The sequence below is a fragment of the Affinirhizobium lemnae genome (genome assembly GCF_022968395.1).
Classification (GTDB): domain Bacteria; phylum Pseudomonadota; class Alphaproteobacteria; order Rhizobiales; family Rhizobiaceae; genus Neorhizobium; species Neorhizobium lemnae.
In genome coordinates this window covers 55,382-81,770 of sequence record NZ_JALJQZ010000017.1, presented here as the reverse complement: position 1 = coordinate 81,770, position 26,389 = coordinate 55,382, and the positions used below count along the sequence as shown (strand labels likewise).

General features: G+C 56.1%; 21 protein-coding genes. 6 read left to right on the top strand and 15 right to left on the bottom strand.

Annotation, left to right across the window (positions count from 1 at the left end):
• Window positions 1–11 precede the first annotated feature (11 nt).
• From scpB to MUU53_RS12615, 6 genes are all read right to left on the bottom strand, one after another.
• Entirely contained in the window at window positions 12–704 is a 693-nt protein-coding gene (gene scpB / locus MUU53_RS12640) for an SMC-Scp complex subunit ScpB (RefSeq protein ID WP_247261208.1), read from the bottom strand.
• A 7-nt stretch (window positions 705–711) separates the two neighbouring features.
• Entirely contained in the window at window positions 712–1,557 is an 846-nt protein-coding gene (locus tag MUU53_RS12635; RefSeq protein ID WP_247261196.1) for a segregation and condensation protein A, read from the bottom strand.
• Between the two features lie 70 nt (window positions 1,558–1,627).
• The gene (gene nagZ / locus MUU53_RS12630; RefSeq protein ID WP_247261195.1) at window positions 1,628–2,644 is read right to left on the bottom strand and encodes a beta-N-acetylhexosaminidase; all 1,017 of its coding nucleotides are present in this window, start codon (window positions 2,642–2,644) and stop codon (window positions 1,628–1,630) included.
• A 106-nt stretch (window positions 2,645–2,750) separates the two neighbouring features.
• Window positions 2,751–5,681, bottom strand: a complete 2,931-nt coding sequence (locus tag MUU53_RS12625) for an SPOR domain-containing protein (RefSeq protein ID WP_247261194.1) — start codon at window positions 5,679–5,681, stop codon at window positions 2,751–2,753.
• A 67-nt stretch (window positions 5,682–5,748) separates the two neighbouring features.
• Window positions 5,749–7,506, bottom strand: coding sequence for an arginine--tRNA ligase (gene argS / locus MUU53_RS12620; RefSeq protein WP_247261193.1), 1,758 nt, complete (start codon window positions 7,504–7,506; stop codon window positions 5,749–5,751).
• A 61-nt stretch (window positions 7,507–7,567) separates the two neighbouring features.
• Complete coding sequence (locus MUU53_RS12615) at window positions 7,568–8,785, bottom strand: deoxyguanosinetriphosphate triphosphohydrolase (protein ID WP_247261192.1); 1,218 nt, start codon at window positions 8,783–8,785, stop codon at window positions 7,568–7,570.
• A 143-nt stretch (window positions 8,786–8,928) separates the two neighbouring features.
• Here MUU53_RS12615 and erpA point away from each other — a divergent pair, with 143 nt between their 5' ends.
• A complete protein-coding gene (gene erpA / locus MUU53_RS12610) occupies window positions 8,929–9,261 on the top strand; it encodes an iron-sulfur cluster insertion protein ErpA (protein ID WP_247261191.1) in 333 nt (110 codons plus the stop codon).
• A 72-nt stretch (window positions 9,262–9,333) separates the two neighbouring features.
• Complete coding sequence (gene xth / locus MUU53_RS12605) at window positions 9,334–10,122, top strand: exodeoxyribonuclease III (protein WP_247261190.1); 789 nt, start codon at window positions 9,334–9,336, stop codon at window positions 10,120–10,122.
• A 30-nt stretch (window positions 10,123–10,152) separates the two neighbouring features.
• On the opposite strand, the gene exoR is transcribed toward xth, so the two are convergent.
• From exoR to MUU53_RS12580, 5 genes are all read right to left on the bottom strand, one after another.
• The gene (gene exoR / locus MUU53_RS12600) at window positions 10,153–10,920 is read right to left on the bottom strand and encodes an exopolysaccharide production regulator ExoR (RefSeq protein WP_247261207.1); all 768 of its coding nucleotides are present in this window, start codon (window positions 10,918–10,920) and stop codon (window positions 10,153–10,155) included.
• 634 nt (window positions 10,921–11,554) lie between these two features.
• On the bottom strand, window positions 11,555–12,787 hold the full coding sequence (locus tag MUU53_RS12595) for an OmpP1/FadL family transporter (RefSeq protein WP_247261189.1): 1,233 nt from the start codon (window positions 12,785–12,787) through the stop codon (window positions 11,555–11,557).
• A gap of 353 nt (window positions 12,788–13,140) precedes the next feature.
• Complete coding sequence (locus MUU53_RS12590; RefSeq protein WP_247261188.1) at window positions 13,141–16,056, bottom strand: valine--tRNA ligase; 2,916 nt, start codon at window positions 16,054–16,056, stop codon at window positions 13,141–13,143.
• 109 nt (window positions 16,057–16,165) lie between these two features.
• Window positions 16,166–16,972, bottom strand: a complete 807-nt coding sequence (locus tag MUU53_RS12585; protein WP_247261187.1) for a PopZ family protein — start codon at window positions 16,970–16,972, stop codon at window positions 16,166–16,168.
• A gap of 275 nt (window positions 16,973–17,247) precedes the next feature.
• Window positions 17,248–17,901 carry a protein-L-isoaspartate O-methyltransferase family protein gene (locus MUU53_RS12580; RefSeq protein WP_247261186.1) on the bottom strand — a complete coding sequence of 218 codons (654 nt, stop codon included), beginning with the start codon at window positions 17,899–17,901 and terminating at the stop codon, window positions 17,248–17,250.
• 175 nt (window positions 17,902–18,076) lie between these two features.
• On the opposite strand from MUU53_RS12580, the gene MUU53_RS12575 reads away from it, so the two are divergent.
• The 4 genes from MUU53_RS12575 (at window position 18,077) to MUU53_RS12560 (ending at window position 21,803) form a co-directional block, all read left to right on the top strand.
• Complete coding sequence (locus tag MUU53_RS12575; protein WP_247261185.1) at window positions 18,077–18,271, top strand: hypothetical protein; 195 nt, start codon at window positions 18,077–18,079, stop codon at window positions 18,269–18,271.
• A 130-nt stretch (window positions 18,272–18,401) separates the two neighbouring features.
• Window positions 18,402–18,881, top strand: a complete 480-nt coding sequence (locus MUU53_RS12570; RefSeq protein WP_247261184.1) for a BA14K family protein — start codon at window positions 18,402–18,404, stop codon at window positions 18,879–18,881.
• 492 nt (window positions 18,882–19,373) lie between these two features.
• The gene (locus MUU53_RS12565) at window positions 19,374–20,726 is read left to right on the top strand and encodes a DUF4214 domain-containing protein (RefSeq protein WP_247261183.1); all 1,353 of its coding nucleotides are present in this window, start codon (window positions 19,374–19,376) and stop codon (window positions 20,724–20,726) included.
• A 36-nt stretch (window positions 20,727–20,762) separates the two neighbouring features.
• Entirely contained in the window at window positions 20,763–21,803 is a 1,041-nt protein-coding gene (locus MUU53_RS12560) for a DUF4214 domain-containing protein (protein WP_247261182.1), read from the top strand.
• A gap of 154 nt (window positions 21,804–21,957) precedes the next feature.
• On the opposite strand, the gene MUU53_RS12555 is transcribed toward MUU53_RS12560, so the two are convergent.
• The 4 genes from MUU53_RS12555 to rpoD all read right to left on the bottom strand — a co-directional run bounded on the left by MUU53_RS12555 (window position 21,958) and on the right by rpoD (window position 26,093).
• A complete protein-coding gene (locus MUU53_RS12555; protein ID WP_247261181.1) occupies window positions 21,958–22,344 on the bottom strand; it encodes a hypothetical protein in 387 nt (128 codons plus the stop codon).
• A 105-nt stretch (window positions 22,345–22,449) separates the two neighbouring features.
• Entirely contained in the window at window positions 22,450–22,872 is a 423-nt protein-coding gene (locus MUU53_RS12550; RefSeq protein WP_247261180.1) for a secondary thiamine-phosphate synthase enzyme YjbQ, read from the bottom strand.
• 13 nt (window positions 22,873–22,885) lie between these two features.
• Window positions 22,886–23,845: a DUF930 domain-containing protein gene (locus tag MUU53_RS12545; protein ID WP_247261179.1), complete on the bottom strand. Its 960-nt coding sequence runs from the start codon at window positions 23,843–23,845 to the stop codon at window positions 22,886–22,888.
• A 196-nt stretch (window positions 23,846–24,041) separates the two neighbouring features.
• Window positions 24,042–26,093, bottom strand: coding sequence for an RNA polymerase sigma factor RpoD (gene rpoD / locus MUU53_RS12540; RefSeq protein ID WP_062554043.1), 2,052 nt, complete (start codon window positions 26,091–26,093; stop codon window positions 24,042–24,044).
• Window positions 26,094–26,389 lie beyond the last annotated feature (296 nt).

Genomic DNA, 26,389 nt, shown 5'->3' with positions numbered 1-26,389 from the left:
TCGCGCATTGGCTATTCATCCGGCGTGCCACCGGGTGTCAATAGACCGAGTTCCTCCAGATCCAGCTGGGTAATCGGGTCCTCGTCCTCGACCAGCTCATCAGCAGAGGATGGCAGCGGTACACGAAAATCAGGCGGAATTCTTCCTTGCAAGAGCCCCGCGCCTTTCAACTCCTCGATACCTGGCAAATCACGGATTTCTTCCAGTCCAAAGTGATCGAGGAAACGCGGCGTGGTGCCCAGGGTGACGGGACGACCCGGGGTTCTGCGGCGACCGCGAAAGCGCACCCATCCCGCTTCCATCAGAACATCCAGGGTTCCCCGTGAGGTTTGCACGCCACGGATTTCTTCAATCTCCGCACGAGTGACCGGTTGATGATAGGCGATGATCGCCAAAACCTCGAGCGCTGCACGAGAGAGTTTGCGCGATTCCGTATCGTCCCGGCGAATCACGAAAGACAGATCCGCAGCCGTGCGGAATGCCCAACGGTCTTCGACGCGAATGAGGTTGACGCCCCTGCCAGCGTAGAGACGAACCAATCTCGCCATCACCCTGCGCAAATCGACAGCGCCGGGAAGCCGCTCGAGCAGGTATGCTTCCGAGACGGGCTCGGCCGACGCGAAAATCAACGCTTCAGCCGTGCGTTCCGCTTCCAACTCAAGGCGCGAGATTTCCTCTGCGTTGTCGTACTCGTTCCTGGCCATCTCGACGTCAGTTATCGACATCAGGCTTCTCCCTCATTTGCGCCTTGATACCTGACTTCAGCGGACTTCTCAGATACAGACTGCCGAATACCGTGTCCTGCCTCATCTCCAGCTTTCCCTCACGCACCAGTTCAAGCGATGCAGCGAAGGCACTTGCAGTCGCAGTCACGCGATCGCTCGGGGGAAGGAACTCAACAAGGTGAGCCTGAAGCGAAGTCCAGTCGCCGATTTCACCCAGCATTGAGGTGAGCAGTTCCCTCGCCTCCACCAGTGACCAGACTTTGCGACGTTCGATTGTTACTTGCGTGATTGCCTGACGTTGTCGCAAATTGGCATAGGCGTGAAGGAGATCGTAGAGTTCAGCTTCGAACGTCTTGCCTGCCCTATCCGGCAGATGCTCCGGCGCACCGCGAGCAAAAACATCTCTGCCCAGCCGATTCCGGTTGACGAGGTGACTTGCCGCCTCGCGCATGGCCTCCAGCCGCTTGAGACGAAATGCGAGGACCGCTGCCATCTCTTCGCCTGAAGGACCATCTTCCTGCCTCGACTGCTGGGGAATCAACAGTTTCGATTTGAGATAGGCAAGCCATGCGGCCATCACCAGATAGTCCGCGGCGAGTTCGATACGAACACGACGGGCACTCTCGACGAATTCCAGATATTGCTCCGCCAGTGCAAGAACGGAGATGCGCGCAAGATCGACCTTCTGATTGCGCGCCAGGTGCAGCAAAAGGTCGAGAGGTCCTTCGAAGCCGCCCACGTCGATGACGAGTGCCGCCTCGCTGACACCACGCGCTTCACTATCCTGCCAAAGCTGGTCCATCGGAATGGAGGTCTGCTTATCGACGGCCATCGCTATACTCGCGCCTGTGGGAGAAGCCTCTCCTCCTGCTGGACGATGCGAGCAGAAAAAGCGGAACGGTTTACGCTGATGGTATAAGCGACCAGAACTCGGCACGCAAATCGGCCTCGCGGGATGTGTCTGCGGGGGTAAAGCCTGCCAGTGCGGCCTCAGCTCTCTTTAGACTCTTGCCGGATAGAAGCGGGACCTCGCGGACGACCTGCTTCATTTCCTCCATGACGCCGTTGCAATGAAGGACAATATCACAGCCGCCGGAAATAATGTTGGCAGCACGCTCGCCCAGTGTGCCTTTCAGCGCGTTCATCGAACTATCGTCCGAGAGAAGAAGACCATCGAAGCCGATACGCCCACGAATGACTTCATCAATGACCTTGCGCGATGTCGTTGCGGGGTTTTCGGGGTCGATCGCGGTAAAGACAATATGGGCACTCATGCCCATGAGCTCATCTTTCATCTGACGAAACGGCAGAAAATCATGCGCATCGAGTTCATCGATGGATGCCGATACAACCGGCAGGTCGTGGTGGGAGTCGACCATCGCACGACCGTGGCCGGGCATATGCTTCATAACCGGCAACATGCCGCCAGCTTTCAGACCCTCGGCTGCGGCTTTACCAACAGCTGCAACCGTCGCAGTGTTTTCACCGTAAGAACGATTGCCGATAGCGGGCGTCCCTCCAGGCACAACAACATCGAGAACGGGCAGACAGTTGATGTTGATGCCGAGCTTGGTCAGATCGAAGGCGTGGAGGCGCGACATCAGCCATGCAGCCCGCAATCCCCGTGCCTCATCTTGCTCATAAAGCGCACCAAGAACCGAACCTGACGGGTAGCTTTCAGCCATCGGCGCGCGGATACGCTGAACACGCCCCCCTTCCTGGTCGATCAGCACAGGCGCATCCTGACGTCCGACCGCATCCCGCATCGACTGTACAAGACTGCGGATCTGGCCCTCTTCCTTGAGATTGCGAGCAAACAGGATGAAACCCCAGGGCTGCTGATCGCGATAAAGGGCAATCTCGTCGGCGGACAATTCCGTGCCGGCGCATCCAAGGATCATTGCCTTACAGTTGCTCATCTTCTTTCCTCTTCGCGGCCGTTCTGGATGTCATACTTTGGCGGGCAATGCCCCGACGGAAAACGGGGCGTTTCCGCCCCGTTCCAACTTTGAAAAGTAAGGGTAATCAGCGTGTAATCAGGCAACTACCACCGGCAGCACGGAGCTTTTCGCACAGAGCGGCTGCTTCGTCTTTGGAACTTCCCGCAGGAATGCGCACACGATAGAAGGTGCCCTTCCCGGCAATTTCAGCCTTGGCGATATCGACACCGCGACCTGCAATGATATTGCCGAACTTGGCGGAAAGGTTCTTGTATGACTTCTGGGCATCCGCTTCGGAAGGAAGCGAAGCGACCTGAAGATAATAACCGCCTGCACCACCTGCCTGGGCAGCAGCCTGCGGAGCGGCGGCAGCAGCAGTGGCTGCAGGAGAAGCCGCAGCACGGATTGCGCCCTGATCGCTGACAGCTGCGACAACCTTGACCGGCTGCTCGACTGGACGCGCGCCCGGTATCGGTGCCTGCGTCTTGCTTGGCTGAGTAGAGGCTGTGGTTGCAGGCACTGTACCGGACGACGTGACTGCCGGAGCAGAAACCGGCGCACCAGCAGCTTGGTTTGAGGATGTCGCTGCGGTCTTCGTCGGTTCAGCCAATGCCGGCGCCGCCGGTACCTTCTCAGTCTTCACAGCCGTAACAGGCACTTGTCCAGGCTTAGCGGGAACTTCCTTGATCTGCTCGACCAATGTCCCGTCCGGGCGGACAACCATTGTCTTGACCTTGCGCGGCATAACCGCCAGTTGATCCTCACCACTTGTGGCGACGGCCACTTGTTGCGGCAGCAGACGAGCATCTTCTGTCTCACCCACCGGCGTGGAAGCATCCTCGATGCTGCCACCCTCCGTCTCCATCGGCAACGTTTCCAATGTCTTCTGAACAACATCCACCGGCTGTTCATCGGAAGAGATCAGAGAAGATTGCTTGGGTGCATCCAGCGTACCCGTTGCGACGCGATCGTAGACAGCCTTATCCTGGTTCGGAACAATCTTGCCGCCAGGATTTTCAGGCGCAACCTTGACCGGTTGCGTATCGGCAGCAATGACCACCGGCCCGCCATCACCTGTCAGTTTCGAACCGTGGCTTGCGTAAAACGCGTAGCCGGACAAACCAAGGATCGCAACGAAGCCTGCCGCTGACGCCGGCAGCATCCAGGTCAGCCGCTTGCGGGGTGCCATATAGATGGCGTCATCGTCCATTTCCTCTTCCCGCGCAGCCCGCGCCGGGAAAGGTGTCTGGAGGCTGCGACGGAAATCTTCCTCCAATGCACGCTCAAAATCATCTAGACCATCGGAAGGACGCGCCGCGGATTTTGCGTCGGGAGAGACTGCAACCGAAATGCTGGAATTCGTGTTGCGCGCACGTTGCGCAGCAACGGAGACCGGCTGCGGTCCAGCATTTGCCTGCGTCAGAAAAGAAGCGAGCTCTGCATCAAGATCGATGTCGAATTCCGAGTGCTGAACGGGTTGCTGTTCCGGCTCATGGACAGGAAGCTCAGGTACGTTGAGGTCCGGGACCGTCTCCGGCATTTCGTCCGTATCGGTAAGAAGCGCAGGGTCGAACGCATCCCCATCGCCAGATGCTCCCTCGGTAACCGCCTGTGGAGCAGAACGGACAGAAGCGCTTGGCTGCGTCGCGTAACCCGGAGCAGGTGGGCTCTGGATGGGCGCAGCAACACCCATGGCGGCTGCAGAGCGCGAATTTGCGAGGAAGGCCGGAACCGCAGCGACGCTGGACGGGGCTGGACGGAGCTCCTGACGCGGTTCAAATGCAGCGGCAAACGGCACTTGCGGTTCGGGTTTCAGCGCTGGATTTTGGATTGCTTTGGCAGCTTCAGTACGCGGTTCAATCGCGTGCGCTGGCGGAACTGGCCGAGTTGGAGCGGCTACAGGATCCATCTCATCCATCAGATCCGAAAGATCGAATTCAATCTCATCGAGAGCCAGTTCAAAGTCATCATCCAGATCGGAACTGAACGCAGGCTCTTTTTGCTGATTACCCACACGGCCTTGGTCGGCAAAACGTTCGTCGATGACCGCAAAATCCGGGAGCGGCGCTATTGAGCTTACGGGAGGCAGGTCGGCGGACAGACGTGCCTGGGCTGCGCGATCCTCATTGCGAAAGGCCTCGACCTGTGGCAGTTCCCCGCCTGTTGCCTGACGTGAGGTCTGCGGCGCCGCCATCGCGAAGGCAGCTACACGCGCCAGCTCTTCTTCCCACACCGAACTGTCAACCTGCGGTGAAGCAGTCGCGGCAATCGCTCCTTCCGTTGGCTCTGACACAGCACTTACCGCCATCGGCTCCGCCAGACGCGGCTCATGTCGCGGCACAGAGGCCGGGTTGAAGTTTGCCAGAGGCATCCGGAAGCCAGGCTCGTAAGCCCGCGCCGGAGGCCGCGTCGCTTTAATCGGGCGTGGCTCGACCGGCGTCAATGATGTCTCAAGCTCGGAAATCAGATCGCTATTGAAATCTGACGTATCCACAAGTGCGGCGGCGACAGGCTTCACATCAGCTACGGATCGAGGCGCAGGGTCTGGCTCGAATTGACGCGAAGGCGATACCTCGGAACGCCGCGGTGCCATTCCGAACTGATCGACCACATGAGACTGAGACATAGGATCGTGACGATCGAGCGTATCGAATTCCTCGTCGTTGAATGGATCAGCAGCCGGCTCACTCACGCGCGCTGAAATCGTTCCAGCTGTTGCTATCATGGAGGGCTCAGATCGAGGGACAGGTGTCTCCGCCGAGTGGGAAAGAACCGTGTGGGACAGACTAGGATCGACAGGGACCGAAGGACGAGTATCTCGATAATCCTCGAGCTCGCGAAGCAATTCATCTTCAAGATTGAAGGCCGGTTCTCGCCGTGGCGGCTGCTCCGCCACAGGTCGCAAGGGGGACCGCTCATCATAGCCCGCAATGCGCGCCAATTCCGCAAGCGGATCATCATCCGCAAATACGTCAGGCACGCCGCTACGGCCATAAGCCACGTTATTGTTTGCCATACCCTTGTCCACTTACCTACGCTAACCACTGCTCATGCCAGCGCAATATGGGTAAATGGTGGCGTGACTATCGCATCTCGTCCGGTGCAGCAGTGCCAGTGATGGCAAGCCCGGACTTCAATACGGACGCGACAGCGCGCACCAACCCAAGTCTGGCGATACTGGATTCTCGGTCGTTATCCTTAACAAACCGTAAGTCAGGGTTATCTTTGCCCTTATTCCAGTGCGCATGGAAGGAACTTGCCAGATCATAGAGGTAAAAAGCAAGCCGGTGAGGCTCCTGAGCGAGTGCCGCAGCATCAATTATGCGCGGAAACTCTGCCAACTTGGCAATCAGCTGCATTTCGGCTGGGTCAGACACCCCTGAAACCGCGGCTGCCAGATCAAGTGATTCGGCATCAAGGTCCGGAAAAGCTTCCCTGGCTTGGCGGAAAACCGACATGCAGCGAGCATGCGCGTACTGGACGTAGAAGACCGGATTGTCCTTGGACTGTTCAGTCACCTTGGCGAAATCGAAATCCAGCGGTTCGGAGTTCTTCCGGTACAACATCATGAAGCGAACAGGGTCACGGCCGACTTCATCCACCACCTCACGCAGCGTTACGAAGTCTCCCGAACGTTTGGACATCTTCACCGGCTCGCCGTCGCGGAAGAGCTTTACGAGCTGGCACAGCAGAACCGTCAGCTTCGCAGACCCGCCGGACACAGCACGGGCCAATGCCTCCAGACGCTTCACATAGCCACCGTGATCGGCACCAAGAACATAGATCATCTCGTTGTAGCCGCGATCGAACTTGTCTTTGAAGTAGGCCACATCTGCCGCGAAATATGTATAGCTGCCGTCAGACTTGATCAGTGGACGGTCGATATCATCGCCGACATCCGTCGATCGAAACAGCGTCTGCTCACGGTCTTCCCAATCTTCCGGCAACTGGCCCTTCGGGGGGGGAAGCGTCCCGCGATAGACATGCCCCTTGAATGTCAGATCGTTGATTGCCTGACGGATGCGCGCTGCACCATCGGCATGCAGGCCACGCTCCGAGTAGAAGATGTCATGATGGACGTTGAGAGCATCCAGATCCGCGCGAATCATCGCCATCATAGCGTCGATGGCGCGATCCTTGACGATCGGCATCCACTCTTCCTGCGGCATGTTGTGCAGCTTCGTACCAAATTCCTTGGCGAGCACCTGGCCTACGGGAACAAGATAATCTCCGGGATAGAGACCCGGGGGGATTTCGCCTACCGTTTCCCCCAGCGCTTCGCGATATCGAAGGAAGGCCGACCTTGCCAGCACATCAATCTGAGAGCCGGCATCATTGATGTAGTATTCCTTGGTAACCTCGTAGCCCGCAAACGCCATGAGGTTGGCAAGCGCATCACCTACGACAGCGCCGCGGCAATGCCCCACATGCATCGGTCCGGTTGGATTGGCGGAAACGAATTCCACATTGACCTTGCGTCCGGCCCCGACCGCGGAGCGTCCGTAGCCTTCTCCATCCCGGATGATGCTGGCAAGCAGTCGCTGCCAATAGGCGGAGGACAAGCGAATATTGATGAAGCCGGGACCGGCCACCGTTACGTCTACGACATCTGCATCCTGCTGCAGGCGCTTTGCAATAACATCCGCCAGGGCGCGAGGATTCGTACCAAGCGGCTTTGCGAGTACCATAGCTGCATTGGTAGCAACATCGCCATGGCTCGGATCGCGAGGCGGCTCGACAGTCAGGCGATTGAAATCAACACTTTCGCGCTTCTCACGAATGAGATCGATAGATTCAAGTGCCTCTTTGATCCGAACTTCGAAATCGGCGAACAGGTTCATGGTGCTGCATCCCAGCGAAAAGGGCGGAAAGGCCGCCAATGAATTGGTTTCGGTGGGGTGCCTAACGCAAATCAGGGGTACGGTCAAACAGGCGCATATGGGCCTTCACAGCATAAGTGTCGGTCATCCCAGCCAGATAGTCGCCCACGTGGCGTGCGCGTGCCGCTTCACTGAGCCCGGCTATGTGACTGACCCAATAGTGGCTCTGCATCTCCGACGGTTCCTGCATGTAGGCTCCGAACAGATCTGTTACAATTTGCGCCGCCCCAGCCCGGATGCGCATGATTTCGGGATGTCGGTAGATGCGCGAGAACAACAGCTTCTTGATCGCTCTGTCCGTTTCCGCCATTTCATCCGAGAATGTCGCAATGGCATGATCCGCAGCACGGATGTCGAGTACACTTTGCGGTTTCAGATCCTCAAGGCGTCGCTGCGCAACACCGATCACGTCTTCGACCATATGCGTTATCTGTCGGCGCATGATTTCGTTTGCGAAGCGAGCAGGCTCCAGATTCGGATACTTCGCCCTCACCTCCCGCATCATTGCTGCAAGGAAAGGCACATCTTCCAGCATGTCGAAGGTCAGATAGCCGGAACGCAGTCCGTCATCGATATCGTGCGTGTTGTACGCAATGTCGTCGGCAATGGCCGCAACCTGCGCTTCTAGACTGGCGAAACTCGCAAGTTCAAGATCGTTGATCTCGCAATAGTCGAGAATGGGCTGCGGAACGGAACCCCGTGTCCCCGTCCCTGAACGATCCATCAACGGACCATTGTGCTTCACCAGGCCCTCCAGGCTTTCCCATGTCAGGTTGATGCCATCGAATTCAGCGTAACGTCGTTCTAGTTTTGTGACGATACGAAGCGATTGAGCATTGTGGTCAAAGCCGCCGTAGGGCAGCAGAACCTCGTGGAGAGCGTCCTCGCCAGTATGCCCGAAGGGCGTATGACCGAAATCATGAACCAGCGCCACGCCCTCAGCCAGATCCTCGTCGATCTTCAAGGCCCTGGCGAGTGCGCGGGCGATTTGCGCGACCTCGATCGTATGTGTCAGACGCGTTCTATAGTGATCGCCATCCACCCCGATGAAGACCTGCGTCTTGTGCTTCAGGCGGCGAAATGCAGTGGTATGGACGATACGGTCACGGTCCCGCTGGAATTCGGACCGCGTCAGGCTGGAATTTTCCGGTACCAGACGCCCTCGGCTCTGCCACGGATCGGAAGCGAAAATAGCCCGTTCGCCGCTGCCAAAACCCAGAATGCGTGTATCGACTGACATGATCCATCCGTTTTGCGCATAACATACGGACGCGAAGCACCATTGACGCGCCCTTCAACCCTTCATACCTATACAGCGAAGCAACGCAATGCGATTGCAGCAATCTCCGGGCCTTGAACCCGGCAAGAAGGCAAGAATAGACCATGACAGATGCACCCGTAACCGTTTCCGAATCCGCTGCCCGGCGCATTGCCGAGATCGTATCTGCCGATGCTGGCAAAAAAGCCTTGCGGGTCTCCGTAGAAGGTGGCGGCTGTTCCGGCTTCTCCTACAAGTTCGACGTCGTGGACGCCCAGGGAGAAGACGATCTCGTGATTTCGAAAGACGGCGCCACAGTGCTGATCGACAGTCTTTCGCTGGTGTACATGACGGGATCTGAAATCGACTTTGTCGATAACCTGCTTGGTCAATCGTTCCAGATCAAAAATCCTAATGCCGTGGCAAGTTGCGGCTGTGGAACGAGCTTCTCGATCTGAGATTGATCATCGATTTCCACTTTCATTGATTGCTCCTTGGGTTAAAACAGCAGGGCAATCGGGAAAGCAGATATGAAGATCGTCACCTGGAACATAAATGGGATCAAGGCCCGCCTCGAAAACTTGCGCCAGTGGCTGAGCGATTTCTCACCAGATATTGTTTGCCTGCAAGAGATCAAGTCGGTCGATGAAGGATTTCCGAGACTGGAAATCGAATCCCTCGGCTATCACGTCGAAACACATGGACAAAAGGGCTTCAACGGCGTCGCCATCCTGTCAAAGCTGAAGCCGGAAGATGTAATGCGCGGCCTGCCGGGCGACGATAGCGATGAACAGTCTCGCTACATCGAGGCTGTATTTTCTGTAACGTCCGGCGTCGTACGGGTTGCATCCATCTATCTTCCCAATGGCAACCCGGCTGATGATCCGGTCAAGTATCCTTATAAGCTGGCCTGGATGGAGCGGCTGAGGCAGCACGCCGCAAATCGTCTGCTTCTTGAAGAGCCTCTCGTCCTCGCAGGGGATTATAATGTCATTCCGGAGCCGCACGACTGCTATGACCCTGCCGCCTGGGCAACGGATGCATTGTTCCTTCCTGCGACGCGTGCTTCGTTTCGTCGGCTGGAAAATCTGGGGCTTATCGACGCTGTGAGAGCCACGACAGATCAGACCCAGCTTTATACATTCTGGGATTATCAGGCAGGTGCCTGGCAGAAAAATAACGGCATCCGCATCGATCACTTGCTTCTCTCGCCGGAAGCGGCCGACAGATTGGTCAGCACCTCAATAGAGAAACAGGTCAGAGCCTGGGAAAAGCCCTCGGATCACGTTCCAGTCGTCGGGACGTTCAACTTCGCCTGACACCGAACAGTCCGCCAGAAGTAGGAACTTTCAGTCGCCACCGTCTTCTGCGTCGAATTGCTGGGCAAGAACGATGGCGCTGCGGCGATCCTGCTCCGTTGTCAGAGAGAAAGCATCTTCCTGCAGTCGCTGCATCCAGGAGCATTCGTTCTTGCTGCAACGATCCAGCGCGGCAGTCATGTAAGCCAGACCTCGTACCGACTGACCTTCCTGGAACAGAAGGTTGCCGAATACAGACATGGCACCGGCATGCCCACCTTTGCGGGCCTGATTCAGCCACTTCTTTGCCTGTAGGACATTGCGGGCCCCGCCCTCCCCCGTGAGCATCATCTGTGCGAGCTGGAACTGCGCCTCAGCCACGCCGAAGGTCGAAGCGACCTGGAAATAAAGTTGACGTGCCTGAGAGAGGTCTGTGCGGATCGGAGACCCCGGAATACCGTGACGATAGTAGTCCGCCAGAGCAAGCAGGGCGTTGACAAAAAAGCCGGTATCTTCCGAGCCGGGCTCGATGCCCTGGCTGGCGATCTCGTTGTAGATCTTGAATGCCTCATAATCATTCTTCGCGACGCCGTCGCCGAAGGCGTACATGTTGGCGAGCGCCCATCGCGAGCCCGTATGGCCTTTTTCAGCAGCATAGCGATAGGCTTCAACCGCATCCTTTTTCTGGCCGTTCTTGTAAGCCTTGAAACCGAACTTGAAGAGGTCAAACGGACCGGATTCTTTGGTCACGCCGGAATTGATATCGAATGCGGCTGCAGTTCGCGGCGGCGCAATGGCCATCACGAGGCCGAGCGTCATTAGCCCAAAAGAAGCTTTGGAGAACACCAGCATCTTTACGATTCCCTAACCATGCTGATGATTAAAGGTGACATGGTGAAAATCGATGAACATGTTTCTCGATGACGAAGAGAATTGCGGCTGCTCACCATTGTCATGCACCTACTCTGAACACTTGTTCCGGCGCACTTATCAAAGACAGTTGGACCGGATCAGATCGCCTGCCTTGCAGCTGGGCTACGTCCGAAAGCATAGAGTGCGTTTTCGGCAAGACTGCGGCTTCCACCGAATTTCGAATCCCATTCCCTCTTGAAGTCGAGCACGAAACCCGCTTCGCCGGAAAACTCAGATTTTCCTTCGAGAAATCGCCCATGTTACTCCGATACGCGCCCCGCCCCCGCAGGATCGCTTTCTTTCTGCCTACCTCGCTGCGCCTCGTTTGTGGCGGGAAATGGACAGAAGTTGATGCTCGAGAAGATACAATCGAACGTCGTAAAAATCTGTTGCCGAATCGTCACAAAACCGGACACTCGAAACATCGTTACCGAGATACTCTCGGCGCTTGATAGCGTTAACGTTAAGCATAAAAGGCACGCCTAAAGCAAAGCGCCCCGGCTCGCGAAAGCCGAGGCGTCATCATGAAGTTCACGTCAGATCAGAACTTGACCTTGACCGATGTGGATATCGCAGCAACCAGATCATTGCCGAAAGTATAGGCAGCATCGGTTCCATAACGGACACCGTTGATGGTTGTCGGGCCGGACGAACCGGACGTCAGAACTCCAAGAAGACCCGCGAGGCGGAGTTCGACATTCTGCGTCGGCGCGTAGGAAACGGCGGCACCAACAGACCAGGTGTCCGTCTGCGTACCGAAGCCCTGGCTCGTGCCGCGGTCCCATGTCAGGCTGACCGCACCGCTCCACTGATCATTGAACTTGTGGCCAACACCACCGCTGATGGTCCAGCCATCACGATAGCCGAGTTCAAGCGAGGTTATCTGTGTGGCACCGCTGCAAACCGGCACGCCTACGACGCAGAACGGGATCGTCTGCAATTGGCTCCAATCGGTCCATTTCACGGAGCCAAAGGCCAGCCAATCGGGAGCAATACCAGACTGCACCTTGAGTTCAAGGCTGTCTGGCATCTTCTGGGCACCATAGACATTCAGGATACGACCATTGACCTGCGACAGGTTCAAGGTACCCGAGATGTCATTGAGATTAACTTCGCTGTTGTATACGAGACTTGCCCGGAATGCGTATTCGGGAATTTCGTAGGCAACGCCAGCGCGCCAGCCCCAAGCACTATCTTTCAGTTCAAGACGACCGATACCGTTGCCGAGAACACCGGGGAAACCGGCAGGCGCAACGAGTCTTTCCTTGAAACCACTTACTTCCTGATAGAACGTTCCGCCGATAACACGCAATTGACCCGGACCGGCATCAAACCGGTACGAGCAGGTAACCGCGTAGTTATCACTTTCGACCTTCGTTTCGATATTCTCGTTAGCGCCGCGCCAGTTGCGACCTGGCTTGGTATGCGCACCCCAAGGCTGCGAATAATCGAACATGCAGTCTGCTGCATCACCGATTGCTGCCTTGATTCCAACGCGCGGGATCCAGTAATTTTCTGAGTCATCGGCAGTCGTACTGCCACCGTTCAAGCCATTCGAACCTAGACCGTCTGTGCGATCCACGTCTTGAACATTCTTCAGCTTGCGCTGAGGAGCGACATAGGTTGCAGACGATTCGATTGCCACGGATGAACGATCGTATAGCAGGTCGATATTATAGCCGCCACGCTCAAGGCCGCCCGCCCAAGCGCTCGTGTTAAGAGCGCTAACCGCCGCAGCAGCCAGAAGGCTCTTCGTAAGATAAGTTCTTACCATAATTTTCCCACTCCCAGGTAAGTGACCGTTCCATAGCCTAATTGTCACAGATTAAAACACAACTTCGACACATTCCGGCCACCATAGAGAGCGCGTAGAAAAATTTACGTAAGCCTGCATGGAGAAGCCGCAATACGCGAAATATCAGCATAATTTTTTCATAATTTTGATATTTTCTGCGCGTTTTTAGTGCAATTTTCTCATAATGCGTCGATTGTTGCTGGCAGGCAACATTGTCTGAAATCGCGTAGGCGACGTAAAATGAGTGTGAATTTTGGGCAAATTCGCTGGACCTAGAACAAAAAGCCCCGGCGCGAAACACCGAGGCCTTAGTTTAGGAATAACAGAAAGAATCAGCCTGCTTCGGCGATCCGCTGAAGTGCCGTCTTCAGGCTTGCCTGCTGCAATTGCATCTCGCTCAAGCGCTCACGCTCGGCAGCGACCACTTCTGGATCGGCATTGGCGACAAACTTCTCGTTGGCAAGCTTCTTATCGGCGCGATCAATATCAGCCTGCACCTTTCCAAGTGCCTTCTCGATCCTTGCTCTCTCGGCTCCAAGATCAATCAGGCTTCCAAGTGGAAGACACGCCGTTGCCTCTGCGATCACAACCTGCGCTGCGCCACGTGGAGCGGTGTCCGAGAGTTCAGTCTTTTCGACACGCGCCAGCCGTTCAATTGCAGCCTGATGCCTTTGCAAACGACCCTGCGTCAACGCTGAAGCACCTACAACAATCAAAGGAGCCTTCGCCGATGGTGGCACGTTCATCTCAGAACGAGCCGAGCGAATACCCGTGACAAGATCGACCAGCCAGTTGATTTCCGAAGCTGCCGCGTCGTCAGCGAAATTCGGAGCAGGCCAGTCAGCGTGACACAAGAGACCGTCACGCTCGCTTGTGTGAGCCCAAAGCTCTTCCGTCATGAATGGCATGAACGGATGCAGAAGCTTATAGGTTTCTTCCAGCACATAGGCCACGCAAGCCTGGGCTTCGGCCTTTGCCGCCTCGTCCGTTCCAGAGAAGATCGGCTTCAGCAGTTCGAGATACCAGTCGCAGACCTGGTTCCACACAAAACGGTACAGGCTGCCTGCAGCATCATTGAAGCGCTGCGTTTCTACGGCGGTGGTCACGTCGACAATCGTGGACGAAAGCTCCGTCAGGATCCAGCGATTGACCGTCAGCGTTGCAGCGTCAGGACTAAACTTCGGATCGCGCTTGACGCCGTTCATCTCCGCGAAACGGGTTGCGTTCCACAGCTTGGTGCCGAAGTTGCGGTAACCGGCAATACGAGCCGGATCCAACTTCACATCCCGCCCCTGCGCCGCCATGATTGCCAGCGTGAAACGCAGCGCATCGGCTCCGTATTCATCTATCAGTTCAAGCGGATCGATGACGTTGCCCTTGGACTTCGACATCTTCTGTCCGTTCTTGTCGCGCACAAGTGCGTGCACATAGACGGTGTGGAACGGTTCGACGGGATTTCCATCCTCATCCTTCATGAAGTGCAGACCCATCATCATCATGCGGGCGACCCAGAAGAAGATGATGTCAAAGCCGGTGACGAGCACGCTGGTGGGATAATAGCGCGCAAGCTCAGGAGTCTGGTCCGGCCAGCCAAGCGTGGAGAACGGCCAGAGCGCCGACGAGAACCACGTATCGAGAACGTCTTCGTCACGTGTCAGGATCGCGCCGGGTTCGAAGTTTTCGAGCCTCTCCTGAACCCAGGCCTTCCACGGTCCCTCATGCGCCAGATAGTGCTGGACGGCTGCGTCCAGAGCTTCCTCTTCCGTCTTCTCGACGAAGACCTGCCCATCCGGTCCATACCAGGCCGGGATCTGATGACCCCACCAGAGCTGGCGTGAGATGCACCAGGGCTGAATGTTCTCCATCCACTCGTAATAGGTCTTATCCCAGTTCTTCGGAACGAAGTTCGTGCGTCCTTCACGAACCGATGCAATGGCGGGCTCGGCGAGTGTCTTGGCATCCACGAACCACTGGTCCGTCAGCATAGGCTCGATAACGACGTTCGAGCGGTCGCCGAACGGCTGCATGATCTTCTTGTTCTCGACATAGGGAACATCGTTGCCCTCTGCGTCCTTGGTCGTGACGGCAAGACCATCTGCATTGATGGCAGCAACGATCCGCTTGCGCGCCTCATAGCGATCCAGCCCACGATATTCTTCTGGAACCAGATTGATATCGTCGACCTCCGCCTCGCTCGGAAGTTGGCCGGAGCGTGTGATCGCCAGCGCCTGCTCCGCGCAACGAGCATAGGGCTCGCCGTCCTGCCGCATCTGCGCCTGCGTATCCATCAGACGATACAGCGGAATGTTGTTGCGTCGAGCGACCTGATAGTCATTGAAGTCGTGCGCCCCGGTGATCTTGACTGCACCGGATCCGAAGGTCGGATCCGGATATTCGTCGGCAATGATCGGGATGAGGCGGCGATTTTCTTTAGGACCAACTGGGATTTCGCAGAGTTTCCCGATAATCGGAGCATAACGCTCGTCTTTCGGATTAACGGCTACCGCACCGTCGCCAAGCATGGTTTCTGGGCGCGTTGTCGCGATCGCAATGTAGTTGCGCTCTTCCTGGAAGGTTACGTTGCCGTCGGCATCCTTTTCCACATAGCTGTAGGTTTCCCCACCGGCCAGTGGATATTTGAAATGCCACATGTGGCCATCGACTTCGCGGTTCTCGACCTCAATATCCGATATCGCTGTCTCGAATTGCGGGTCCCAGTTGACCAACCGTTTGCCGCGATAGATGAGGCCCTGCTTGTAGAGAGTCACGAAGACCTCACGCACAGCCTTCGACAGGCCTTCGTCCATTGTGAACCGCTCGCGTGACCAATCGCAGGACGCACCAAGCCGCTTCAACTGGTTGAAGATCAATCCGCCCGATTCAGCCTTCCATTCCCAGACCTTGTCGATGAAGGCTTCGCGGCCGAGAGCCCGACGACCCGGTTGCTGCGCTTCCGCAAGCTTACGCTCCACAACCATCTGGGTCGCGATACCCGCATGGTCCATTCCCGGCTGCCAAAGCACGTCCTTGCCGCGCATCCGCTCGAAACGGACCATGATATCCTGAAGCGTGTTGTTCAGGGCATGTCCCATATGCAGGGAACCCGTCACGTTTGGCGGAGGAATGACAATCGTGAAGGTTTCCGCATTTGGCTTTGCATTCGCACCGGCGCGAAACGCATCGGCATCATCCCATGCGGCTGCGATCTTCGGTTCAACAGAGGCGGAATCATAAGTTTTTTCGAGCATTTTGGGACCAAAACCTGGAGTTCTCGTTGCTGGCTGTAAATAGGACTGCCAGATGCGAGTCAATAAAAAAGCCGCCTCAAGGGCGGCTATTGCGGGTGACAGGATCCGTTCACCGCCGCGGGCCGCGCGCTACGCGCTCGATTTCCTCGCGCACAAGCCGCTCGACAAGAGTCGGCAAATTATCGTCCAACCACTCACGCAGCATGGGACGCAGCATGTCTTTCGCCATGTCTTCAACGGTCTCGCGCTCGATACCATTCACGACCTGAGCAAGATCGTTGAAAGACCGCGCAATCTGCGCACCCGCCTCTTCAGACAAGAGCGAGGTGGCCTGTTCAATGCGGGCCGGCAACGCCTGCTCACGACTTTCGTGCGATTGAGCATTCGCAGCTTCGCGGTAGGCCTGATCTCTGTGAGCGGAGGGCTGCTCCACAGGCTGGATCGGTACGGAGCGCGCCCTCTCGGCATTCACATAGGCCGGATGCTGCACGGCCTGCGGAGCCGGACGAGACATTTCAGACTGAGAGGCCGCCACATTAACTGCCACTCCAGCGTCAGCGGGTCGCGCAGCCCCGGCACGAACCCTGGCTGCAACATCTGCCAGAGACAATGACTTTTCGTTGACATGCGGCTGCTCTGCCGCAACTTCTCTCATTTCCATGACCGCTCTCGAATGCTCGGCGTAAACAGGTTCCGCATAGGACATGCCCGGGTCATTCGCAGGGACCTGGGACACGTAGCCATCGTCATAGTCCGATTCGACATCGAACTCTTCACTATCCTCTAAATAAGAGGAAGCTTGCGCGCCCCTGACCGACTGGCTTTCGCTGATCGGATCATTGCTTTCGATGATCCGGCGGATGGACGCCAGGATCTCTTCCATGGAGGGTTCACGCGCGACGTTTGGCTGAGCCATTTCTATCCCCGATCTGAAAGTCGAGCTCCGCATCACACTCATGCTAGCAGGCAACGAATCATGGTTGATTCTACGCGAGGGGATGCTGCGTCACAATTACCGGAGATAGATTGGTCAAACGGATGCACAGGTTTCTCAAAGAAACGCAGGAGCTTCAGTTCGGAAGAAGCTAAAAGCCCTCGACATCTGCAGACAGATGATCTGCTGGTCAGCCGCCACACTCCACAAGGGCACCACCGATACGAAAAGGGCGACCCGAAGGCCGCCCATCTTGATCAGAAGACAAATTCCTTGGACTTTCGAAAGCCCGGCAACGGCTTCACCGACGTGTTGAAGTGCGAAGCTACGGAGATGACGCCATGCTCCTTGAGAAAAACTCTGGCAGTCGAGGCGTTCCCATATCCGAGAACTGCAACAAGGCGACCACCATCCCGCAGTTGGGAGAATAGAGCTTCAGGAACTTCTTCAACGGAACCATTGATGAAAATCAGATCATAAGGGGCTTCCGCCGCATAACCTTTTTCGAGCTCGCCCGTAACAACAGCGGCATTGTCGCAACCCAAGGCAGCGAGGTTTGCACTGGCCGCGGCGCTCAGTTCCGTATCGCTCTCGATCGCAACGACTGTACCAGCAAGATGCGAGAGGATAGCGGTTGCGTAGCCTGTCCCGCAGCCGATTTCCAGAACGACGTCGTTCTTGGTAACCTTTGCAAGCTGCAAGAGCTTGGCGAGTGGAGAGGCCTCCATCAGGTAGCGACCATTCGCGATCTGGATGTCGTTATCGATATAGGCCAGCGCCCTCGACCTTTCCGGCACGAAGGTTTCGCGCGGGACATTGTAAAATGCGCGCAACACGGAGTGCGACGTGACGTCGGTAGTCCGTATCTGGTTTTCCACCATCTTGGTCCGCGCTGCTTCAAAATCAATCATCGGGCTCGCCTCGTAAAAGCGTATATCTGGCTTCGTATTACTGGCGAGCAAGACAGCTTTCAAGACCGTTGGCGCTCCTCTCTTGCAATTCGACCGGCTTACCCGCCGATTTCAGGGGAACAAAGCGTTTCTCGGTGGGTTGTTCTTTCAGATGACCGCATCGAAGGAGGCAAGGATGCCCACGACATTGCCGACAGAAAATCCAGTCGATTCACCGCGAGGCCCTACCCCAGCACCCGGCGTGCCTGATCGTGTTCAGGAAAAGCCGCCACTGACACCAGCGCAGGATCCGGCTGATACAAAAAACCCAAATGATCCGCCGCTCAACCCAGCTTTATTGCCAATCGGTGATCCGGCAGGCGCCGCCTAACAAAGTAAAAAATACCCTTCCCTTTCCTCGACCCGCAGAACATGCGGGTCTTCTTTTTTGGAAGCACAAAGCGGAACCCAAATACACGGGAAGCGTTTCTTTGAAGAATCAGCATTTTGAGGTGATTAAGATGAAAAAACTGATGGTCATTGCAATCGCTCTTACGACTACCTTCAGTGGAGTTCCTGCTTTTGCCGGACCGACAGGTGCGATCGCCTTATCTGCAGTTGAGGCGGAGAACGCGGAAGGCATCGTAAAGGTCGGTTGCAACAATGGAACCAATTGCCCGCAGATCAATCCTCGGTGGGACAACCGTCACTACTATCGTGGTGGCGATCGCTGGGAGGGACGTCGTCATTACCGGAATTGGGATGATCGCCGCTACTACCGGGACGGATACTACCGAGATCGTAGACACGGGAACGCAGGGGCGGTCATTGGTGGCTTGGCGGCTGGCGCATTGATCGGTGGCCTCATCGCTTCGCAGCCCGCCGCACGGTCCTATGGCGGTTCGCACGCAGAATACTGCGCGTCCAAATATCGGTCTTACCGCGCATCGGACAACACATACCAGCCGCTCAACGGTCCCCGCCGCCAATGCCGGCAATAAGCGAAGTTCGATCGAATTGAATGATTCTGCGGCACTGGAGTTCTGTCAGGATCACGGGGTTTGCTGAAGAGCATATCATTTGATGCGGTCGAGTGCCCCGGCGCTGGTATCGGCGAAAAAGCGCCCATCCCACCGATCGCTCAAGCGACGCAGAGCGATCGGCAGCTTTGTCCAGGTACGCGTTTGCCAGAGGCAAACGGGGAGGCGGGGTCTCAAGTCTAGCGCAGAAGAGGATCCAGCCATACCCGAACCTCAAGTGCGATATAGCTGCAAAGCTCACCTGTCATCGCATCAGCTTCACGCATTCCATGATCCCCGAATCCAATTCGGATAAATGTTCCCAGTTCGACAAGACCACGGACTTTTCAACAACACCGTAGTCCAAAGTGGCGACATCCGTCAGTTGGAATCCGACGCAAGAATGTCTTTAAAATTACAATCTTTATGAGTATTTTGCTCTCAAAGCTAGATTGGATTCTGGAGACGCGACACATGTTCGAGATTACAAGACCTGCCGACACTGACGTCAAGGGCTTCTACAGTAAACAAATCACCGTTTTCGGAATCAAGATACTGGGGTCATCAAAAGTTGATGATCTTGCAATGCTGGCTGCGGCCGAGACCGTCGCGAACATGGTCAATAACAACAGCGGGATGATTGCCAGCCTCAATGGAGCTGGCGCCACGATTGGTGTCATCGATTCAACAGAAAAGGTGACTCAGCTTCCTGAATACGCCAACCTCAACACCCAGTTTCCGGGCACTGACTGGTCACAGTATCGAGGTCTGGGCGGAACCAGCTTCATTCCAATGTCGTCTGCTGGTGAAGAGAATCTGTTACAATTTACTTTTGGGACTTTATCTGGAGACCCATACGGCGGCACGGAATCGATCCTCTCCCACGAATTCAGTCACGCGATCATGAACCTCTGGGCTCTGCCCCAGTCGAGTTTTAACTCAGCCATTGCCGCAGCCTATGCCAACGCGAAACAATCCGGACTATGGGTTGGGACATATGCCATTACGAACTCAGAAGAGTATTTCGCTGAGCTATCTCAGGTGTGGCTTGAGTCAAATCCTCCTGGTGCAGTTCCCGGCACCCACAATTCAATCAATCTCCGCTCAGAGTTGCTCGCGTACGATCCTCGCGGATATGAATTGATGCGTTCCATTTACCGATCTGACGATTGGACACCGGGAGACTATATCGGAACCAGAGGCGATGATAGGATATCCGGAAGTTCACTGAATGATATGATGATTGGTCTGGCCGGTAACGACGTATTTGCACCTCAGTCAGGCACGGACCTGATCGACGGCGGCGACGGTAAGGATACAATCATTCTGAGCGGCAATTCGTCTTCCTACACGATCAGTATCAAGAGCCTCTCGAGCACAATCACCGCACCCCAAACATCGGTAACATTCGACAATATTGAACGTGTCCAGTTCGACAATGGAACGCTTGCTCTTGATGTAAACGGCACTGCGGGTCAGGCGTATCGTGTATATGAGGCCGCCTTCAACCGAACACCGGATCAAGGCGGTCTATCGTTCTGGATCAAATCGATGGATGCTGGAACGTCATTGATCAGAGTTTCACAAGGTTTCATTGATTCCGGGGAATTCAAGACCGTATATGGCACATCACCGTCCAACCAGGCGTTCGTTCAGAAACTGTATCAAAACGTGCTGAACCGCGATGGCGAGCAAGCGGGCGTGTCATACTGGCTGGGTCAACTCGAATCAGGCATTTCCAAAGCGCAAGTGCTCGCAAGCTTCGCAGAGAGTGCCGAAAACGTATCGGGAACTGCGCAGGCGATAAAAGACGGGATCTGGTTCTAGGACATTTTCAATTCAGATAGTGGTTTGGGGAACGATATGGCTACGGCGGCAGACATCCAAAAAGTATACATCGCTTATTTCAACCGCCCTGCTGACAGCGGCGGCCTCAGTTTTTGGACATCCGCAATCAGTTCCGGAAAGATGACGCTTGAACAGCTGACCTCTTCGTTTGCCACAACTGATGAATATAGATCTCTATATTCGGGCTCGTCTGCTTCTGATGTGGTGAAGAAGGTCTACAACAATCTGTTTGGACGAGACCCTGAATCGGGCGGACTGCAGTTCTGGTCAACCGAGTTGCAGTCAGGGCACATATCGATCGGAAACGTAGCCTACACAGCGCTGAGTTCGGCTCTGGGAAGTGACAAAACGACCATCGACAACAAGGCTGATGCAGCTGCGACCTTTACCAGTTCGCTTGCTGGCAAGGGAGGCGATAGCGCTTACGCGGGCACTGTTCTCGCGAACGCCAGAACCTGGCTTTCGACGATCACCGACAAGGTAGCATCAAAAATCGCAGCTGAATCCAGCCTCTCTGGCATTTTTTCGCCGGTGAAAGATACGACACCGGCAAAGACGTTCGAGTTTTCGATAGGCTGGAACAAGTCCGTTCCGACTGGGCCGAACTTCGATTTTGACACTGCCAAAGCCCTCAATTTTCGGTTTGGGGAAGACAAGATTATCCTGAAGTCGGTTAATGCTGTACCGGTGAAGGTCGTAGGCTCAACTTACGTTTACTACGAGGACTTCTTCAACTTCGGTGGGACGCCACCTGCCGGATCAGAACTAAGATTTGCAGTATTTGGCGCTTTGGGTTTTGCTCACAGCGGACAGCGTGTGAGCAATCTGGATCCGTTGAAAGTGGGCGAGTCGGTCCTATTCTCATTCAAAGCGCAGGGCCAACTGAAAACATATCTATTCATCGATGACATGACGAGTGGCGATCCTGGCGGCAGTAGCGGTCCAGGCTCGGCGAGCTGGAACATCGATGCAGATCGGCTGATTGAAGTCACAGGCATCACCGGCTTGAAGCTGAATGCAGACGGCGTGACGCTGGCCGGAAGCTTCTTTGTTTGAGAAAGAAATTTAAATTCAAGGCAAATAGACTCGCCGCCCCGCAATCCATGACGCCGTCAGATGATAAACCTTACCGCCTTGACGCAAAAATGCCGTCGATTTCGGGACGAACCTCGATATCGACGGCACTTGATAATCAGGACGAATGGTATGTTCAGCGGCTCACGACTGGGCAACCACGCTCGTTGGCGAAGATGATACGGTTTGGTCCGCCGCGATCATAGCCGTTGACGACAACGACACGACGATTGACATCAACAACATGCGCGCGGCGAAGGCCCATGCGGGAGGCCTTTTCCTCAGCCATCCAGGAAGCACAGCCCCGGTCGCGATCACGGTCGCGGCCCCAGTCACGGCCACGATCACGACCCCAATCACGATCCGGGCCACGGTCCCAGCGCGGTCCTTCATCACGACGACCATCGAAGAACTGGACCTGGATGCGCAGATCGTCAGAGGCTGACGCACTGGCAAGCGGGGCCAGAGCAGCCGTTGCCATCACGGCGGCGGCAAGAACGGTCTTGGTGATGATCATTTTCATGGGCGGGGTCTCCGGCTAATTCCTGGCCTCTTCGGCGATGATGGAGAAATAGCACCAAACTTCTGAACAGGTTCCGAATTTCGCGTTCAGAAAACGTTCATCTGCTCACGAAGACACATGCAAGACAACCTCACGCTGATGAGGCCGGTCGCGATGTTCGAACAGATATATGCCCTGCCACGTGCCAAGCGCCAAACGACCGGCCATGATGGGAATTCCGATCGATACCTGAGTCAGTGCAGATTTTATATGGGCAGGCATATCATCCGGCCCCTCCGTCGTATGGATCATCCACCGCATCGAAGCGTCGTCGCTCGGTGGAACCAGCCGCTGAAAGAAATGCTTCAAGTCGGTCTGGACGTCAGGATCGGCATTCTCCTGAATGATCAGCGAACACGACGTATGTCGGACAAAAACAGTCAATAGGCCTTCGAGAATACCAGCCTGACCCACGAAGGAGCTCGCCTGTTCGGTGAACTCGTAAAGCCCCTGGCCTCGCGTGGGTATCCTCAGCGTCGTCTGCGGCATGCTTGCGCCTTTCTCAATGAACCGGGAAGCGGCGCGCTGCCCATTGGCTGCGAGGCACCTTCTCCCCCACGGCGAATTGGAAGCTCGTCACCCGCGTGGCATCGCCATCCACTTCGCATCGATAGTGGATATCGTACCAGACGCCGGACGCACGAAAAGCTGCGAGATCGACCTGCATCACATTTCCTGTCTGAAGGCGAATATTCGGCAGATATTCCGGGTCGAACCGTTCTTTGCTATGTTTCAACTGCTCACGCAATTCCGTGGCGCACAGCTGTGATGCGCGCTGCTCCCGCGGCACACCAGCCATTGCCATCATCGCCACCATTTCACCGCTGGCCGATGCGGAATAGAGTTTCCTGGCCTCCCGCAGCGTAGCCTTCGTCTGGGCTGCCGGTGGCTTGAGTTCAGCATCGGCGGGTTTCTCAGGCTTTGCCATCGGCAGGGGAACAACAGAGGCAAGAGCCTCTCCCTGCCCCGCATTGGCCGGTGTGTCGACTTCCGGCAAGCCGATCTCCGGCTGGGCTTCAGCGGGCTTCTCAACCTGTTCGGCGGTCTGGGCATCCGCGGGCGGCGGGGGCTCCTGCGGCGCTTCAACGGGTTTGGCTTCAGCCGGTGTTTCCTGCTGCACAGGTGGCGAAGGCTCTGGCCTGGCTGCCTCGGCACCATCGCCATCCAGTGCCCTTTCCGGGCCGCTATCCTTTTCACCGAACTGAAACGCAGGCCGAAGAACGGGTGTCTGCGTAGAAATCACCGGCCTTTCGGGATCCGGCTTGTCCTGCGGTGGCGGTGGGGGTGGCGGTTCTTCAGCCTTTGTTGCCGGAGGTTGCTCAGGCGGCTTTTCCGGCTCAGGTTCAGGCGGTGGAACGATCTCGACTGAAACTGTCTCTTCCGTCGGCTGCGGCGGATCGGAGTGAGGCAGACCGATCAGGATCGCGCCGAGAACCACAACGTGAATGGCAACAGACGCCAAGGCTCCCAGCGGGTAACCGGGTTTTGGAGCGGCCTCTTGAATTGGCGACTGATGGTCAGGTTCATCCTGCATCATTCACATGTAGGCGGATAAACCGAGACAATCGAGAGCTTCACGCATCAAAAGCAAGTGCACAAACAAAAAAACCGGCGGAAGGTCGGTTCCGCCGGGTCTTGGTCGTTGAGACAAGATGAGTTTAGCTATCCAAGAAGCTGCGCAGTTTGCGCGAGCGGCTGGGGTGCTTCAGCTTGCGAAGGGCCTTCGCCTCGATCTGGCGGATACGCTCGCGGGTAACCGAGAACTGCTGTCCGACTTCTTCCAGCGTATGGTCAGTGTTCATGCCGATACCGAAGCGCATGCGCAGAACACGCTCTTCACGCGGCGTCAGCGATGCCAGAACGCGTGTCGTAGTCTCGCGCAGGTTTGCCTGAATGGCAGCATCGATCGGTAAAAGCGCGTTCTTGTCCTCGATGAAATCGCCGAGGTGGCTGTCTTCTTCGTCGCCCACCGGGGTTTCGAGAGAGATCGGCTCCTTGGCAATCTTCAGAACCTTGCGCACCTTTTCCAGCGGCATGGCCAGCTTTTCCGCCAGCTCCTCCGGTGTCGGCTCACGACCGATTTCGTGCAGCATCTGGCGCGATGTACGAACGATCTTGTTGATCGTTTCGATCATGTGCACCGGAATACGGATCGTACGCGCCTGGTCGGCAATCGAACGCGTGATAGCCTGACGAATCCACCAAGTCGCGTAGGTCGAGAACTTGTAGCCACGACGATATTCGAACTTATCGACCGCCTTCATCAACCCGATATTACCTTCCTGAATAAGATCCAGGAACTGCAAGCCACGGTTTGTGTATTTCTTGGCGATGGAGATGACGAGACGCAGGTTTGCCTCGACCATTTCTTTCTTGGCAATGCGCGCCTCGCGCTCGCCCTTCTGCACCATATGCACGATACGGCGGAATTCCGTGACCGAAATGCCGGTTTCCGTCGCCAGATTCTGGATTTCCTGACGGATGTCGCGGATCGTCTGGTTTTCCGACTTGGCGAATTCCTTCCAGCCGCGCGCAGCGAGGTTGGCGATGGACTTCATCCAGTGCGGATCGAGTTCGGCACCCTGATACTGCTCGAGGAAGCTCTCGCGCTTCACGCCATAGGATTCGGCAAGACGCAACAGGCGACCTTCGTTCTGAACGAGGCGCTTGTTGATGTCGTAGAGCTGCTCGACAAGGCTGTCGATACGGTTCTGGTTGAGCGACAACGACTTGACCGCCGTGATCAGCTGATCCTTCAGTTCCTTGTAGCGACGCTCCTGGCCGGACGAAAGCGTGCCGGTGCAGGACAGGCGGGCCTCCACCTGCTGGTCCTGCAGCTTGCGCAGCTTCTTGTAGGTATCTGCAATCAGGTCAAGCGTTTCCATGACCTGCGGGCGCAGTTCCGCTTCCATGGCGGCAAGGGAAAGGCTCGATTCATCATCGTCCTCTTCCTCTTCTTCCGGCATGGGCATATCGCCGCCGACATTGGTGATGTCGTCGTCATTGGCCGGAGAACGCGACCGGCGCGTCTTTTCCTTTTCCTCGGCAGCCTTGCGGTCGGCCTCGATCTTTTCCGGGCTCTGGAACTGCGGCGCAGCCTTGGCTTCCGGACCGGAATAGGTGGTTTCCAGATCGATGATTTCGCGAAGCAGCGTCGTGCCTTCGTTCAGCTCGTCACGCCAGATGATGAGCGCCTGGAAGGTCAGCGGGCTTTCGCACAGACCCGCGATCATGGTTTCGCGGCCGGCCTCGATGCGCTTGGCGATGGCAATTTCGCCCTCGCGCGACAGAAGCTCGACAGACCCCATTTCACGCAGATACATGCGCACCGGATCGTCGGTACGGTCTGTCGGCTCGCGCTTCTTGGTCGCAGCAACAGCCGTGCCGGTCGTGGTGGTCAGTTCGCCACCTTCGCTTTCGGCCTCATCGTCGCTGCTGTCTTCCTCGGCTTCCTTTTCCTCGGCGTCATCGTCTTCCACAACGTTGATGCCCATGTCGGACAGCATTGCCATCGTGTCTTCGATCTGCTCGGAGGTCACTTCTTCCGAAGGAAGCACCGCGTTCAGCTCGTCCATGGTCACATAGCCGCGCTTCTTCGCGAGCTTGATCATTTTCTTGACCGCGTCATCCGAAAGGTCGAGAAGCGGACCGTCGCTTGCGCCGTCGCGTTCGTTTTCAGCTTCTTCGTTTTCTTTGACTTTTGTTGCCATGTATTTCGTCTTTCCTTGGACGTCATTCGCAGCGCTTCGGCTTCGCCGCCACGACCCTGTAAAACAGCGTCGCGAATCGCACCAGAACACGTACCGGGTGGACAATTAATTCCCGATTAACCAAGGCGGAAGTCAGCCACAAAACAAAACCTGGTTATCGCTAAGGCGAAGGACCATGATCGTATGTCGGTGTGCTTCACTCCGCCTATGAATGTCTAGGACGGTGATTCCCACAAATTTCCCTCCCGTCAAGCCTTTATGCGGCCAACACAGCGATTAAAGTGGAAAAACGCAAA